This window comes from Variovorax sp. GW822-FHT04E09, assembly GCF_058800845.1.
Genome location: NZ_JBXAMR010000004.1, coordinates 196,160 through 210,488, shown reverse-complemented (window position 1 = coordinate 210,488; position 14,329 = coordinate 196,160). Strand labels below are relative to the sequence as shown.

Below are 14,329 nucleotides of genomic sequence, written 5' to 3'. Positions count from 1 at the left end.
CGCGATCCATTCCGCGAGGAGCCGAACATGAACGACGGTGGCCGCGACGATGAAGATGCCCCCGGCGACCGCCTGCTCTCGCAGGGCGCCGAGGTGCTGGTGCGCGAGATCGCCGCGGCGCCGCCCGACGCGCTGCACTGCGATGTGCTGGTCATCGGCAGCGGCTACGGCGGCGCGGTGGCGGCGGCACGGCTGGCGGGTGCGTTGTCGCTGGACGCGGCGCCCGGCATTGCACCGGGCGCCGTGCCGATCAAGGTCTACGTGCTGGAGCGCGGCAGCGAATACCTGCCGGGCGAATTTCCGGCCACCTTCGCCGAGCTGCCGGGGCACGTGCGCTTCAGCATGCAGGACGGCCGGCCCGCGCGCGGCAACGCCTCGGGGCTGTTCGACCTGCGCCTGGGCGGCGAGGTGAACGCGCTGCTCGGCAACGGGCTGGGCGGCGGGTCGCTCATCAATGCGGCGGTGATGGAGCGCGCCACGCCCGATGCCTTCGAGGGCGGCGCCTGGCCCGCGGGCCTCAACCTTGCCGCGCTCGCGCAGGGCTACGGCAAGGCCGAGGCCATGCTGGGCCTGGAGCAGATCCCCGAGAGCGTGTCGAAGCTCGACTCCTTGCTGAAGGCCGGCGCGCGACTGCATGCGGCGGGCGGCAAGGCCCATGTCGCCATCGCCTTCAACGACGGCACGCGCACGCCGGCCCAGGTGGCGATGCACCGCTGCCTGCGCTGCGGCGACTGCGTGAGCGGCTGCAACCACCGCGCCAAGAAATCGCTGGACACCAACTACCTCGCGCTGGCCCATGCACGGGGCGCACGCCTGTTCACCGGCGGCACCGCGCACCGCATCGCGGCCCTGCCGGGAGGGGGCGGCTATGCGGTCGAGTTCTTCTTCACGGACCGGCGCAAGGCACGCACCGACAACGCCCGGCCCTACGTGGTGCGTGCGCGGCGGGTGGTGGTGGCCGCCGGCACGCTGGGCTCCACCGAGCTGCTGCTGCGCTCCAGGGGCCCGGGCCTGCCCATATCGCAGGCCGTGGGCCGCGGCTTCTCGGCCAACGGCGACATGATCGCGGTGGCGGCCGCGCAGAACGACGAAGCGCTGTCCAGCGCGCCCGAAGGCGAGGCGCCGGCGCAGCGCGGCATCGGGCCGACCATCACCGGGTTGCTGCGCACCTGCGCGACGCAGGGCGAGCGCCCGCTGGTGATCGAGGAGTTCGCCATTCCCGCGCCGCTGCGCCGCCTGCTGGCCGAAGTGGTGACCACCACCGACGCGCTGCAGGCGCTCGCGCACATGGACCTCGACCTGCACGCGCCGGACGAAGGGCGCGATCCGCTGGCCGTGGACGACGACATGCTGCGCCGCACGCCGGTCTACGGGATGATGGGCGACGACGGGGCGGCCGGCCAGATCGGCTTCGTCGGTCATGGCGGCGAGGGCGCCGTGCTGGCCGACGCGCAGGTGCGTGTGGCGTGGCCGAAGGTGGCCGCACTGCCCGTGTTCGAGGCGCAGATGCGCGCCCTGCATGCGGCCCACGATGGCGCGGGCGGACTCGGCGGGCGCGTGCTGGCCAACCCGCTGTGGAAACCGATACCGCCGTTCGGCAGCCTCGCCGACCTGGTCGGCCAGCTGGAGGGCGTGGGCTCGGTGCTGACCGTGCACCCGCTGGGCGGTTGCCGCATGGCCGACCGGTGCGAGGGCGGCGTGGTCGACAGTTGGGGCCGCGTCTACGACGGCGCTGCGGGTGCTTCTGCTGTGCCGTCGCTGCTGCCGGGCCTGGCGGTGCTTGATGGCTCGATCGTGCCGGTGTCGCTCGGCATCAACCCCTCGCTCACCATCGCCGCGCTGGCCGAGCGCGCGGTGCCCGTGCTGGCCGAGGACTGGGGCCTGGCGCTGGCGGGTTCGCCGCAGCCGCCGCCGTCGCAGCGCCCGTTGCGCCGCGACCTGACCCGTCCCCGCGCGCCCGCGCCCACGCGCGTCTCGCTGCGCGAGCGCATGACGGGCCGCGTGCACATCGACGGCCAGGCCTTCGCGTCGAGCGCCGAGGTCGAATTCGAGCCGTTCGACGTGCCGACCCTGCGCGCGACGCCGCGCGTGCTGTCCCAGCCGGTGGTGGTCCTGCGCTTCGGCAAGGGCGACGACGCGCCTGTCGCGCATTGCACCGGCACCGCATCGATGCTGGTGCGCGAGAAGAGCGACAGCATCGAACGCATCCTGCGCAGCCACGGGTTGGCACGCAAGAAGCTGCTGGCACTGGTGCAAAGCCTGCTGGACGCGCGCGCCGCATCGGCCGGCGGCGCGATCGATGAGGACGATGCCGTCTTCGAGGGCCCCGCCATGGCCGACCTGCTGGCGCTGTGCTCGCACCTGGGGCAGGTGCGCCTCATCGAGTACGACTGGACGGTGGCGCGGGTCGCGCACGGCGCGCCGCTGAAGGAGGGCGACCGGCTGCGGCTCACCAAGCGCATCGCGTTCGTCGAAGGCGGCAACCCGTGGCGGCAGCTGAGCGAGGGCGAGCTGCATCAACTCGGCCCCGATGCGCCGAAGCCGCTGGGCCGGCTGGTGCTGGACCCTTCCTACTTCGTCGAGACGCTGCAACCCCTGCTGCGCGTCGAGCACCAGCAGGACATGCCCAACCAGCTGGCGGACCTGGCCGAGCTGGCGCTGTGGGTGCTGCGCATCGTGCTGCAGGTTCACCTGCTGCACTTCGTGCCGCCGCCCGACTCGCCGCAGCGCGACTGGGAGCGCCTGCCCGGTGAGGTGTACGGCGTGCGGCCCGAGCCGGTCGAGCTCGTCACTGCGGCGGGCCCGGGCAGCGCGCCGCCGCGGCTGCTGTCGCGCTACCACCCGCCGGTGCGCCGCGCGGGCACGCGGCCCGTGATGCTGATCCACGGCTATGGCGCGAGCGGCTCCACCTTCGCGCACAGGAGCATCCCCGGCAACCTGGTGCACAGCCTGCTGGCGGCCGGGCGCGAGGTCTGGGTGCTCGACCTGCGCACCAGCATCGGCTTTCCGAACCGGCCGCGGCGCTATTGGTCGTTCGACGAGGTGGCCGAGACCGACATTCCGGACGCCCTGCGCACCGTGCAGGCGGCGCATGCAACGCCCGACGAAGCGGCGCCCATCCAGGTCGACGTGGTGGCGCATTGCATCGGCGCCGCCATGTTCAGCGTGGCGGTGCTGCGCCTGCCGGGGCTGCATGCGTCCATCGGCGCGGTGGTGCTGTCGCAGGTGGGGCCGCTGTTGCGCGCCACGGCCTTCAACCGCTTCCGGGGCTATGTGGCGGGCTACCTGCAGCAGTTCATCGGCATCGACGAGTTCGACACGCGACCCACGCTCACGCGCATGAAGCGCCTGCTTGTCGACGGCCTGCTGGCGACCTTTCCCTACCCCGATGACGACGGGGAGGCGCAGCGTCTGCGCGAGGCGCCAGGCTTCGCGGCCGTGCGGCACCGGGCCGACGCCATCTTCGGCCAGACCATGCGGCTGCACAACATCGGCAAGGACACCCTCGATGCGCTCGATTCGATCTACGGCTTCGTGAAGGTGCGCGGCCTCGCCCAGGTCGGCAACTACGCCCGCGAAGAGGTGCTGACCGACGCCGGCGGGCAGGGCCACGCGGTCGGCTTCGAGCAGGTCGGCCAGCGCTTCGGCTTTCCGGTGTTCATGCTGCACGGGCAGCGCAACGCGGTGTTCGATTGGCGCGGCTCGTACGACAGCTTCTGGCTGCTCAAGCGCGTGTTCGGCAAGGACGAAGGCCTGCCGCGGGAGCCTCCGCAGCTGCCGGACCCATCGGACGCTTCGAAGCCTTCCGGGGGCGACCTGTTCCTCGGCGAAGGTACCCCGCACCAGCTGCTGGTGCTCGGTGACTACGGCCACCAGGACACGCTGATCGGCGAGAAGGCCTGCATCGACGTGTTCCCGCACATCGTGCGGTTTCTCGAGGCCTTCGACAACAAGCCCGGCCGCGGCCATCCGGTGCCGCCCGACTGGCGGGCCAGCCTGCCGTGGACCGGCCCGTGGCTCGGCCTTGCGAGCCGGTCGGCGGACAACGCGGGCCGGCTGCATTGCCGGCTGGCGCTGCGCGCGCCGCCCGCGCATGTGTCGGCGCGCGCCGTGGTCTTCGTGCCCGCGTGGCGCCGCGACGGGCGCTGGTGCTTCGACTTCGCATGGATGGTGGGCCTGGAGACCACGCGCGAAAAGCTCCTGCAGGAGGCGGTGGAGATCGACCTGTTCGACGACCGGCTCGCCGACTACCAGGGCTTCGCGGTGCTGACGGCGCACGACGACCTGCCCATGGCGCGCGGCCCCCTCGAGGTGCTGGGCCGGCGGCTGCCGGCCGGGCTGTTCGCGCAGCCGCAGGACGAACCCATCGAGCCCATCCGCGCGCAGGTGATGCGGACGCTGGATGCGGCCACCGACGCGCAGCGCGAGCGCGCCGTGGTGCGCCTCGACCCCGCATGGACCGGCGCCGTGCAGCGCGAGGGCGAGCCCGCGCAGGCCTCGCTGTGCTTCGTGCTCGCCAGTTGCCAGTACGTGCCGGGCCTGGTCGACCGGGTGCCCGCGCAGGCGTCGTACCGGCGGCTCGCGCAGCGGCTCGAGGTGCTCGCGCCGCCGCACAAGCCGCAGCTGCTGGTGCTGGCCGGCGACCAGGTGTATGTCGACCAGACCGCGGGGCTCTTCGTGCCGGCCGGCGGCGACGACGTCGGCCAGGCCTATGCGCTCACCTTCAGGCTGGAGGCGCTGCGCCAGGTGATGGCCTCGCTGCCGACCTGTCCGCTGCTCGACGACCACGAGGTGATGGACGACTGGGAGCCGGGCCCCGACCCCTATGGAACGCCGGCCGTGCGCGCCGCGCTCGACGGCTACGTCGCGCAGCAGCACAAGCTGGTGCGGGGCATCGGCCCGCACCGCGACCCGCGTCCCTTCGACTACCGCATGGCGCCGGCCGGCTTTCCGTTCTACATGCTCGACACGCGCAGCACGCGGCAGCGGCGGGCGCTGCGCACGGACGCGCAAGCCACGCCGCTGGACCGGGCGGCGATCCGTGCCGAGGCCTGCATGGGCGACCTGAAGAAGTGGCTCGAGGCCGCGCCCGCCGAATTGCCCAAGTTCATCGTGTCGCCGGTGGCGCTGTTCCCGATGCCGCGCGCCGCGGTCTTCGGCGACCCGGCGCAACGCCTGGGGATGGACGACTGGAGCGGCTACCCGGCCTCGCAGCGCGCGCTGCTCGAACTGCTGCGCGACACCACCGCGCGCCACGTGGTGGTGCTGTCGGGCGACCGCCACATGTCGAGCGTGTCGAGCCTCTGGCTGCAGGCGCCGGGCGGGCCGGTGGAGGTGATCTCGGTCGTGTCCTCGGGCCTGTATGCGCCCTGGACCTTCGTCAATGCGCGGCCCGACGCGTTCTGGCTCGACGGCCAGGTCGAGCTCGGCGCCGTGCCGGGTGCCTTCGGCGCCACCATGGTCACGGCGGCCGTGGGCACCGGCAACGGCTTCGCCGTGCTGCAGGTGGAGCGCGGTGCCACCGGGCATTGGCGGCTCGGCGTCACCCTCGACCTGGACGACGGGCTCACGCAGTGCCTTCGCGACCTCGATCCGGCCGGCAGTGGCTGGACGGTGCAGGGGCCGGCGCGCTTCGCACGCAAGTAGGGCCTGTGATCCGCGACAGCCGGCAGGCGAAACGGGCCCGCAAAATCGACAGGCCGTTTACAGGCACCGTACGCACGACACAGTGCCATACAAGCCATTGCACAGTTGCCTTCACAGTGCTCTTCCGCCGTCGCCGGCGCCGTTGCCACGGAGTTTGCGTAGGCCACCCACAACGCCCTTCGGCCACCTTGCCGAGGGGCCATCGGAGCACAAGCCGTGTCGTCGCAGAAAAAGAACGCCGCCTTCCTCGTCTCGATCTCGGGCCAGCGCCTCCCGGCGCGGCTGTGGCGTGCAGGAAGAAGCAGGCCTCGTTCGCGTACGCCGGCTGGATCTGGCGCGCAGAAAAGTAGCGCTTTTTAGTTAATGCCATGTAACGCCATCGGGCGTTACCGACAGGCCAACCAGGCGCTTGGACGCACGCGCTCGGCTGAACGCATGCCGACTGCGCGACGTCAGAGGGGCATGTCATGTTCACCCGTTACGCCATCCGCGCGCTGCTGTGCATCGCCGTCGTGCCGGCCATCTCCGAGGAGCCCGCACCCATTCATGGCCGCGTGTTCCTGAGCAAAGCCGAGGTCGAGAGCACCTTGATCGGCAAACCCATCGTCTCGAGCAATCTGTCGACCGGCATGGTCTCGCGCTGGCAGTTCTATACGGATGGCCGCGTCGACTTCGTCAACCAGAGCGGGCCCGGCAAGGCGTCGGGCAAATGGGTTCTCAACGCCGACGGCTCGATGTGCGTGACGATGATTTCTCGAACCGGGTGCCGCTACTGGTTCAGGAACGAGAAAGACGGTGCCATTGCGAATGCCAGGACCAGGGAGCCGAATGCGCCGACCGTGGCCGAGATACGGTTCGAGTGATGGTGCGGGACAGCGCCCTCAACGCCCTCAACGCGCCGGTGATGAAAGCGCACGCATCCAGCGTTCGCGCTCTTCGTCTTCCAGCGCCAGCAGGCGCTCGGGCGACCCGCCGCCGCCGACCACGCGAAGGTCCTGCAGCTGCTTGCGCACCTCGGGCGTGGCAAGCACCTGGGCCACGGCCTCCTGCAAGGTGCGATTGGATGCGGCCTCCGAATTCGCGGGCGCCCAGAGGCTGAAGTGGTCGTAGGTCGTGTAGCCGCTCAAGGGCGCGCTCGAGCCCAGCGTCGGCCACGGCACGCCCTCGAAGCTTTGCGGGTGCGCCGGGTCGGCGGTGGTGCCCAGCACACGCAACTGGCCGCGCCGCACGGCGACCGCCACGCCGTTCACGGGCGCGAACAGCAGGTCCACCGCATGTTCCTTGGTGATGACGTCCGAGTCGGGGTACATGCCCTTGAAGACCACACGCTGCACGTCGACGCCGCTCGCTGCGCGGAACTGGCCGAAGGCGAGGTGGCCCGTCCAGCCGTCGTCGCCCGTGCCGATGCGCAGGCTGCCCGGGTGGGCCCGTGCGTAGGCCAGCAGGTCGTCCGTGCTGCGGATGCCCAGCGTGTCGGCCTTCGTGCTGTCGATGGCCAGCACCAGAGGCTCCGATGCCAGCAGCGTGACGGGGCGAAGGGAATGCATCAGCGCATCGATCGGCGCGGCCTGGTGCACGCCCTCGATGCCTCCGCGCGGCAGCCGCAACGCCGCGAGCAGGACCTTCTCGTTGCCGCCCTCCGTCATCAGCCGGCGATAGTCGGCCTCGGTGGCTTTCGGCACGTGATCGACCTGCACGCTGCGTCCCAGCAGGGTGGGCAAGTGGCTGGCCAGCATCTCGGCATAGTGGCCGCTGCGGCCACCGGGCGGAACCAGCACGGTGACGTGCAGCGCGGGCTGCGGCACGGCGGCAAGCCATTGCCCTGCATCGTTCATCAGGCCATAGCGTAATTCCCACGCGCCGCCCGTGGACGCGTTGCGCACCAGGGCGTCGGCCACCCAATGGCGGCCCACGCGGTGGAACTGCCGGATGATCGGCCGTTCGTCCTGCCACCCGGGCGGCCGCCAGTCCTGCGGGAACGCGCCCGAGACGACGGCGTAGCCATGACGGAACCGGCGCGCGGATTCGAACTGCGGCGCGATCGCCCATTGGCCCCGCGCGTTCTGGTAGCCCCATCGGCCGGTGGCCGCGTCCTTGACCGGCCGCAGCGCGGCGCCGGCATTGCTGCTGCCATGCAGTCGTTGCCAGCGGCACACCTGCGGCGTGCCGGCGTTGCGCTGGAGGTCCAGCCCGGTGGCGGTGCACAGCTGGATGCGCCGCTGGGCTGTGGCATCGGGCCGCTCGCCGAAGATGAACGGGATCACCATGCGTCCTCGCGCGTCGATCAGGCCCGAGCCGGTGGAGCCAGGCGTCACCATCTGCCGCTTGTAGTCCATCCATCGTGCAGTGGTGATGTCCCGCGGCGGGGCGGGGGGGCGCCACTGCCCCCGCGCATCGCGCAGGCCGGGCTGTGCGAACACCGTGTCCACCTGCAGCTCGGAAGGCACGGGCCTGGACCCATCGGGCATCAGGTAAGAGAGGGCCGCGGGGGAGTCGGCGGAGATCGTGTCCTTGCCATCGCAACTCACGGGCGGAACGGCCCACTGGCCTTGCGCATCGATGCGCCCGTTGGCCGTGGTGGTGCGCAGCCCGCCGCCGGGCTTTCGCTCCACCAGCCACACCCGGTGCAGCGGCTGCAGTGCGGGATTGACGGCGATGTATTCCTGCCGCACGACCTGCCAGCGTCCATCGCAGAAGCTGCGCGCCGTCGGCGAAAGGAAAAGCACGCGCCCGTCGAGGCCGTCGAACAACGCGGGGGCGCGCTCGCTGTGCTTGCCCGGATTCAGGCTCAGCCAACGCGCCCGTTCGATCAGGTTGGGGGCGATGCCGATGGTGAAGGTGAAGATGTCTTCCCACGGTGGCGCCTGTGCATCCACTGGCTGCAGTTGCCAGGTCGGCTGCATCGGCAGCGCGCGTTCCGGGTTGGCGTACAGCGCCTGGTAGGTCGGTGGCGCTGCGCGGGCCGGACCGAGGGCGAGGCCGAGCCACAGCAGGGCGGCAAAGAGACGCAGCCGCTTCATCGGGCGAGCGAGAAACAAGGGTTCAGCCTCGGGTCGTGGCCGCAGATGGATGCCATTCCATCGCAGGCATCGCAGTGCGCCGAGGCGCTCGCGGTTGAACGCGCGGCGGCTGTCTGCCTGGTTGAACGATTTGTGGGCCCACGCTCAAACTTCGTATGCATAGATGCAAGTGAGCTCGGCCCCTTTCAGCGCGGATTGAAAGGGCTCAGGCGCATTCTTGAGGATGGCGCCAAAGCTGGCGTTGAGTTTGCCGGCACCCATGCTGCCTTTGTACTTGATGCTCTTGGGCTTGGCTTGAAGCTGGAGCTTGTTCGAACCGGACAGCGCAGCCTCCAACCTGAAGACGCCATGGCGGAAATCCGTGGACTCGGAGGTTTCCGCCTGGGGCGAAACCAGACGCATGGTTTGCCCGCCGTAGGAGAGCTGCAGATCGACCTCCACGATGGAGGCGGGAACATCACCCACCAAGGTGAGTGCCTGCCCCGCGTGACTGCCCGTGCAGTTCAGTCGCGCCGTATTGGCACCTGCGAGGGCCTGACCCGAGAGGGCGAACAGCAACACGAGGGCGCAAAGAGGAAATATTTTTCTCATAGGTTTTCCAAGGCACTGACGCGATGTGTCCCGCACGACCTGCGAGACGAGCTGGGCAGCGCGAACATGCCGGTCACGGGCTCCTCCACAAAAACGTTTCTGATCATAGGCGGAGCCATTCGCCGCGGATGCTCCGCTTCTCATCGCTTTCCGCGCCCCCACTGGTCCGCCCAGGCTGACAACGGCTTCAGCGCCTTCGAAAGCCGCCGCCCTTCGTCCGTCAGCCGATAGCCACCTTCGGCATGTTCGACCAGATCGACTTCCCTCAGTTCAGTGAGCCGCGTGTTGAGCAATCGGGTGTTCGTCTCGCACGCGTCCTGCAGGGCCCTGAAGGTCAGCGAGCCCTCCCGAAGTTCCCAGAGCACGCGCAGCGCCGTGCGCCGGCCCAGCAGGTCCAGCGCGACCATGAGGGGGCGGCCGGTGGTGGAGCCGCGAACGGGTTGGCCGATGCGAGGTGTCGTCATGCTTTACTTTATACAGCAACGGACCTACGATGGCGTGGCCCTTGAATCAGGAGTCTGCATGCCCGCACGCATCGAGCCAGCAACGCCACCATTTGGTGAAGACATTTCCAGGTCACTCGACAGGGTGATGAAGGGACAGCCTCCCTTGCGGCTGTTCACGACCTTGGCACGCGACCCGCGTCTGTTTCAGAAGTTCTTTGCCGGCGGGTTGCTGGACAAAGGCCACTTGAGCATCCGACAGCGCGAGATCGTGATTCACCGCACGACGGCATTGTGCAAATCCGAATACGAATGGGGGGTCCACGTCACGGTCTTCTCGAGGCTCGCTGGCCTGACGCCAGAGCAGGTTCAGGCGAGCGTCACGGCTTCGGCGAACGACGCCTGCTGGTCGGCCGAGGACCAGGTGCTTCTGCGCCTGTGTGACGCCTTGCACGCGCACGCCGACATCGACGATGGCCTGTGGGACGCGTTGCGAACGTACTTCAGCGAAGAAGCCATCATCGAACTGCTGATGCTGGCCGGCTTCTATCGCACCGTCAGCTACCTCACGAACGGCCTGCGCCTGCCCTTGGAAGCGTCGGGCGCGCGATTCCCCGCTTGAGGCGATCAACCAGCGTGCAACCCCAGGAGAAATCTCGATGATCAAGGTCAGTGTCATGTACCCCTACGCCGCAGGCGCGCGATTCGATCACGCGTACTACCGCGAGCGGCAAATGCCCATGATGAAACGACTGCTCGGCGCTGCGTGCCTGTACTACATGGTGGACAAGGGCATCTCGGGCCGTGGTGTGGGCACCGACCCTGCCTACATCGCCAAGTGCGACTTCGTCTGCACTTCCGTCGAAGCTTACCGGGCAGCCTCTGCCCAGCACCAGGAGGAGATCCGGGGCGACATCGCCAACTACACGGACATTCAACCCATGGTGCAGATCAGCGAGGTGGTCGTGGAGCGTTCGGAAGCCTGAGTTTCCTCCGAGCGCGGGGCGTCGGCATGGAGAACAAGCCAATGAGTACGGACAGCCGCATCATCGTGTCGCTCGACTTCCCAGCCGCTGCATTGGCGGCGGACCTCGTGAAGCAGCTGGGCGCAGCGACCACGCACTACAAGGTCGGCCTGCAGCTGCTGACCGCGGCGGGACCTTCGGTCGTCCGCGAGCTCGCAGAGGCAGGAAAGCGTGTCTTCCTCGACCTCAAGCTGCTGGAAATTCCCAGCTCGGTGGCGGGCGCGGTCACCGCAGCCGGACACCTGGGGGCTTCGATGGTGACGGTGCACGCCTCAGGCGGTTCCGCCGTGCTTCGCTCGGCCGTCGAGGCTGCGAGCCCGTTCCCTCAACTGAAGGTGCTTGCGCTCACGGTCATCACCAGCATGAGTGACCAGGATCTGGAAGAGGTGGGCGTCGCCTCGACGGTTCCAGAGCAGGTCGCACGACTGGGCCGCCTGGCCGCCGCGGCCGGTTGCCATGGCGTTGTTGCGTCGCCATTGGAGGTGAGGCTGCTTCGCGAGATCCTGCCGCCCGATGCCCTGATCGTGACGCCAGGCACGCAGCTTCCAGGCGATGAAAAGAATGACCACGCGCGGGCTGCGACGCCCTCGCAGGCCATCGGGGCTGGCGCGACGCACGTGGTCATAGGCCGCCCGATATCGCGTGCCCCAGATCCTGCGGCCGTGTTCGCCGCCGTGCGCGCAGAACTGGCTACCGCCATCCAGCAGCGCTGAGGCGGCCACGCTGGGTTGGACTGGCGATCGAGCAAGGCGATCAACGGTTGCCCGGCGCCGACCCTGCCGATGCGACCGTTGACGCGGGCCACGTCTGCGCGGAAATCGATAGGCCGTTTACAGGCACCGTATGCACGACACAGCGCCATACAAGCCACTGCACCGTTGCCTTCACAGTGCTTTGCCGCCGTCGCCGGCGCCGTTGCCACGACGTTGGCGCAGGCCACCCCACAACGCCCTTCGGCCACCTTGCCGAGGGACCATCGGAGCAGGCCTGGCAAGGCGTCGGGCAAGTGGTTTTCAACGCCGACGGCGTGATGTGCGTGACGATGATTTCTCGAACCGGGTGCCGCTACTGGTTCAGAAACGAAAAAGACGGTGCGATTGCGAATGCCAGGATCAGGGAGCCGAATGCGCCGACCGTGGCCGAGATACGGTTCGAGTGATGACGCGAGATGGAGTGGTTCAATCTGGGATGGACGAAGTCCGGCAAACGCTTCGCCCGGCCTGCGCGCACATCGCCGACGCGCGTGATGTTCTCGACGAAGCAGCGCAACAGCGCCATGCTGTCCTGGCATTTGCCCGGGACACACCTGTAGGCAGCGCCCTCAACGCGCCGGTGGTGAAAGCGCGCGCGTCCAGCGTTCGCGCTGTTCGTCTTCCAGCATCAGCAGGCTCTCCGGCGAGCCGTCTCAGCCGACAGTGCGAAGGTCTTGCAGCTGCTTCTGCAGCTCGGGCTTGGCAAGCACCTGGGGCGCGGCTTCCTGCAATGTGCGATTAGACGCGGTCTCCGAATTCGCGAGCGCCCAGAGGCTGAAGTGGTCGTCGGCCGTGTAGCCAGCCAGGGGCGCGCTCGCGCCCAGCGTCGGCCACCGCACTCCCTTGAGGCTTTGATCATGGCCGCATCCTCCCATAGGCCACGATGCCGATGCCGATGAAGCGCGACTGGAGCGTTTCCCGTTGAGTGACTCTATCGAAGGCGGTAACCGCCTGTGTTCTCCGCCTCCTCGTCGCGCCTGCTCGGATAGAACGGCTTTTTCTCGTTGAGCTCGTAAAACAGCAGGCCATGAATTCCCATCGCCTGCGCTTTGATTACTCGACGCGTCCAGAGCGCTTCGAACGCACTGTTGAGAGCTGCTTCATTGCTCTCACGTCCGTAGACCTCATCAATGAATGCGATGTCCTGGCCGTCGGGAAAAATGAGCGCGAATTCCTCGTCAGTAGCCGCGAAGATGTCGTACGCGCAGTTCACTGCACCGTCGATGACTTGAATGTTCTTCATGGAGAGTTCGTGGAGAGGGCGACCTCGGCACTTCGTGGACGAGTCCACCACTACCGTCGACAAAAAGCATCGGAAAGCTTTTCGAGGTCATCGAACTCCTCGGCAGCATCCGTCAGCGCGACGAGTCCTTTGATGGACGTTCGCTTGGAGATATACGGGTTGGCGGATAGGTAGCCGTAGAAGTTCCCTTCCTTGTCGACGACGGCGGGCGCATCAGTGCTGTACTTGTTCCAAGGCGATGCACTGTTGTATTTCGAACCATATGTGCCGTAAGGGTTCCAGATGCTGTCCGATTGATATCGTGAGCCGAATTGGCCGTAGGCATTGCAAACAGAGCCGCTGTCGTAGCTTCCGCAGTTCAAGCAGCCAAGAAACGTCTTATGGTCGGTGCCTCCAAAAAGCAAAAGCGCAGTCGTTTGCGCACAGGCAATAGAACCCAAACCTGACAGGCTGGCCATGGCCATCAACCGGAACAACCGCCGACAGTTGAACATGCCCTTCTCCATCGATTTTTCTGGAAACTACTTTCGCGTGCCCAATTGCGCTAGTTCCATAAACGAGGATATCTCACGGGCTGCCCAAAACGTTGGTGAGGCGCACGTAACTTCAGGCTCTGGCCGACCGAAGCCGTCGTTGCCTCGAAGCTTTGGCCCCCGAACGGAAGACCCATATTCTTCTATCCGAAGGAACGTCGATGATCGTGGTTGTCCAGAGCACGGCGCACGGCCATCAATTCGTCGAGAATCTTCTGCCGGTTGTGCGGCCTGCCGTTGAGCACCAGCGGTGACGGGTGATAGCACTCGAACACCTTAATCCTGTGGCCGGCTTCGCGTTCGATCAGATCCCTCACGCTCTTGTGCCGGGCCTTACGGCCCACGAGCACGACGGCGCTCAACGCTCGCAGCAGGCTGAGCAGTTCAGCCAGATGAGACGCAGCTTGCTTGAGATCGGCTACGCGCGCGGGCCGGATCTTGGTGAGTTCGGCGTTGCCGATATACCAAGGCACAACGTTCCAGAGGAGAGTCTCAGCGGGGGTGATGCTCGCTTCCGCAAGCAATTCGTTGAATGCTCTGGCCGTCTGATCGGGGTTGTGGCGAGAGATCAAGTCCGATTCAACGGCGCGCGGCCCGGGCGCTTCGAGCAGGAAGAGAACCCTGGCCGCCGAACCACCGTCCTTCGGATCAAAGGCAGGCACCTTCCTGTCGGGCCACTGAGCACGCAGGCGTTCAACAAACGGATCGAGCGCATTCACGCTTGATTTCCTGCCTGTCGCGGGAGATCGAGAGGTGTTCGTGGCGAAGTCATAGGGCGTGAATCTAACCTGCTTGCGAAGACCTAGCGTTGGTCGATATGCATCAGGTGCGCCGCTCATCCGGTGCACTGAGGAATCAGCCTCTGCGAGGGCAGCATTCGAGCTCCCTTTGAGGATGCCAGAGTCGGCACGGAAGGTCCGGTTCTGCCCGACATCGGCCCTTCAAGATTCTGCTCGTCCTGTGCCCGCCTCTCGCGAAAGTTCAGCGGTGCGCTCACGCATCTCAATCTGCAATCCGCCGCGGCGCTTGAACGGCCATTGCCGCAGCCACGCCTATCGTGCGCAGGACACCGGGTG

Annotated in this window: 13 protein-coding genes; 5 read left to right on the top strand and 8 right to left on the bottom strand. The window is 67.6% G+C overall.

The genetic code is table 11. From position 1 onward, the window contains the following. Positions 1-27 precede the first annotated feature (27 nt). Both AC1RL8_RS17995 and AC1RL8_RS17990 read left to right on the top strand, forming a co-directional pair. Positions 28-5,646, top strand: a complete 5,619-nt coding sequence (locus tag AC1RL8_RS17995; protein ID WP_492685964.1) for an alkaline phosphatase D family protein — start codon at positions 28-30, stop codon at positions 5,644-5,646. Between the two features lie 467 nt (positions 5,647-6,113). Then, on the top strand, positions 6,114-6,509 hold the full coding sequence (locus tag AC1RL8_RS17990) for a hypothetical protein (protein WP_062479336.1): 396 nt from the start codon (positions 6,114-6,116) through the stop codon (positions 6,507-6,509). A 27-nt stretch (positions 6,510-6,536) separates the two neighbouring features. Here AC1RL8_RS17990 and AC1RL8_RS17985 read toward each other — a convergent pair whose 3' ends face one another. The 3 genes from AC1RL8_RS17985 to AC1RL8_RS17975 all read right to left on the bottom strand — a co-directional run bounded on the left by AC1RL8_RS17985 (position 6,537) and on the right by AC1RL8_RS17975 (position 9,721). Continuing rightward, positions 6,537-8,666, bottom strand: coding sequence for a tripartite tricarboxylate transporter substrate-binding protein (locus AC1RL8_RS17985; RefSeq protein WP_492685965.1), 2,130 nt, complete (start codon positions 8,664-8,666; stop codon positions 6,537-6,539). 144 nt (positions 8,667-8,810) lie between these two features. Continuing rightward, positions 8,811-9,227, bottom strand: coding sequence for a hypothetical protein (locus tag AC1RL8_RS17980; RefSeq protein ID WP_492685966.1), 417 nt, complete (start codon positions 9,225-9,227; stop codon positions 8,811-8,813). A gap of 170 nt (positions 9,228-9,397) precedes the next feature. Beyond that, positions 9,398-9,721 (bottom strand): winged helix-turn-helix transcriptional regulator, encoded by a 324-nt coding sequence (locus AC1RL8_RS17975; protein ID WP_307694562.1) that lies wholly within the window; start codon positions 9,719-9,721, stop codon positions 9,398-9,400. Positions 9,722-9,779: 58 nt separating this feature from the next. On the opposite strand from AC1RL8_RS17975, the gene AC1RL8_RS17970 reads away from it, so the two are divergent. The 3 genes from AC1RL8_RS17970 to pyrF are packed head-to-tail and all read left to right on the top strand — an operon-like array spanning position 9,780 to position 11,438. Beyond that, complete coding sequence (locus tag AC1RL8_RS17970) at positions 9,780-10,322, top strand: carboxymuconolactone decarboxylase family protein (protein ID WP_492685967.1); 543 nt, start codon at positions 9,780-9,782, stop codon at positions 10,320-10,322. 37 nt (positions 10,323-10,359) lie between these two features. Beyond that, entirely contained in the window at positions 10,360-10,686 is a 327-nt protein-coding gene (locus AC1RL8_RS17965; RefSeq protein ID WP_492685968.1) for an EthD family reductase, read from the top strand. A gap of 41 nt (positions 10,687-10,727) precedes the next feature. Next, the gene (gene pyrF / locus AC1RL8_RS17960; protein ID WP_492685969.1) at positions 10,728-11,438 is read left to right on the top strand and encodes an orotidine-5'-phosphate decarboxylase; all 711 of its coding nucleotides are present in this window, start codon (positions 10,728-10,730) and stop codon (positions 11,436-11,438) included. Positions 11,439-11,790: 352 nt separating this feature from the next. On the opposite strand, the gene AC1RL8_RS17955 is transcribed toward pyrF, so the two are convergent. The 5 genes from AC1RL8_RS17955 to AC1RL8_RS17935 form a co-directional block, all read right to left on the bottom strand. Further along, positions 11,791-12,003, bottom strand: coding sequence for a hypothetical protein (locus tag AC1RL8_RS17955; protein WP_492685970.1), 213 nt, complete (start codon positions 12,001-12,003; stop codon positions 11,791-11,793). A 127-nt stretch (positions 12,004-12,130) separates the two neighbouring features. Beyond that, on the bottom strand, positions 12,131-12,316 hold the full coding sequence (locus AC1RL8_RS17950; RefSeq protein WP_492685971.1) for a hypothetical protein: 186 nt from the start codon (positions 12,314-12,316) through the stop codon (positions 12,131-12,133). A gap of 92 nt (positions 12,317-12,408) precedes the next feature. Then, positions 12,409-12,720, bottom strand: coding sequence for a hypothetical protein (locus tag AC1RL8_RS17945; RefSeq protein WP_492685972.1), 312 nt, complete (start codon positions 12,718-12,720; stop codon positions 12,409-12,411). A 50-nt stretch (positions 12,721-12,770) separates the two neighbouring features. Further along, entirely contained in the window at positions 12,771-13,226 is a 456-nt protein-coding gene (locus tag AC1RL8_RS17940; protein WP_492685973.1) for a hypothetical protein, read from the bottom strand. Positions 13,227-13,396: 170 nt separating this feature from the next. Continuing rightward, complete coding sequence (locus AC1RL8_RS17935) at positions 13,397-13,972, bottom strand: uracil-DNA glycosylase (RefSeq protein ID WP_492685974.1); 576 nt, start codon at positions 13,970-13,972, stop codon at positions 13,397-13,399. Positions 13,973-14,329: the final 357 nt, after the last annotated feature.

What these genes read in the sequence shown, in the direction of transcription:
- AC1RL8_RS17995 (WP_492685964.1), top strand. Translation starts at nt 28, where the DNA reads ATGAACGACGGTGGCCGCGACGATGAAGATGCCCCCGGCGACCGCCTG.
- AC1RL8_RS17990 (WP_062479336.1), top strand. Translation starts at nt 6,114, where the DNA reads ATGTTCACCCGTTACGCCATCCGCGCGCTGCTGTGCATCGCCGTCGTG.
- AC1RL8_RS17985 (WP_492685965.1), bottom strand. Translation starts at nt 8,666, where the DNA reads ATGAAGCGGCTGCGTCTCTTTGCCGCCCTGCTGTGGCTCGGCCTCGCC.
- AC1RL8_RS17975 (WP_307694562.1), bottom strand. Translation starts at nt 9,721, where the DNA reads ATGACGACACCTCGCATCGGCCAACCCGTTCGCGGCTCCACCACCGGC.
- AC1RL8_RS17970 (WP_492685967.1), top strand. Translation starts at nt 9,780, where the DNA reads ATGCCCGCACGCATCGAGCCAGCAACGCCACCATTTGGTGAAGACATT.
- AC1RL8_RS17965 (WP_492685968.1), top strand. Translation starts at nt 10,360, where the DNA reads ATGATCAAGGTCAGTGTCATGTACCCCTACGCCGCAGGCGCGCGATTC.
- pyrF (WP_492685969.1), top strand. Translation starts at nt 10,728, where the DNA reads ATGAGTACGGACAGCCGCATCATCGTGTCGCTCGACTTCCCAGCCGCT.
- AC1RL8_RS17955 (WP_492685970.1), bottom strand. Translation starts at nt 12,003, where the DNA reads ATGGCGCTGTTGCGCTGCTTCGTCGAGAACATCACGCGCGTCGGCGAT.
- AC1RL8_RS17945 (WP_492685972.1), bottom strand. Translation starts at nt 12,720, where the DNA reads ATGAAGAACATTCAAGTCATCGACGGTGCAGTGAACTGCGCGTACGAC.
- AC1RL8_RS17940 (WP_492685973.1), bottom strand. Translation starts at nt 13,226, where the DNA reads ATGGAGAAGGGCATGTTCAACTGTCGGCGGTTGTTCCGGTTGATGGCC.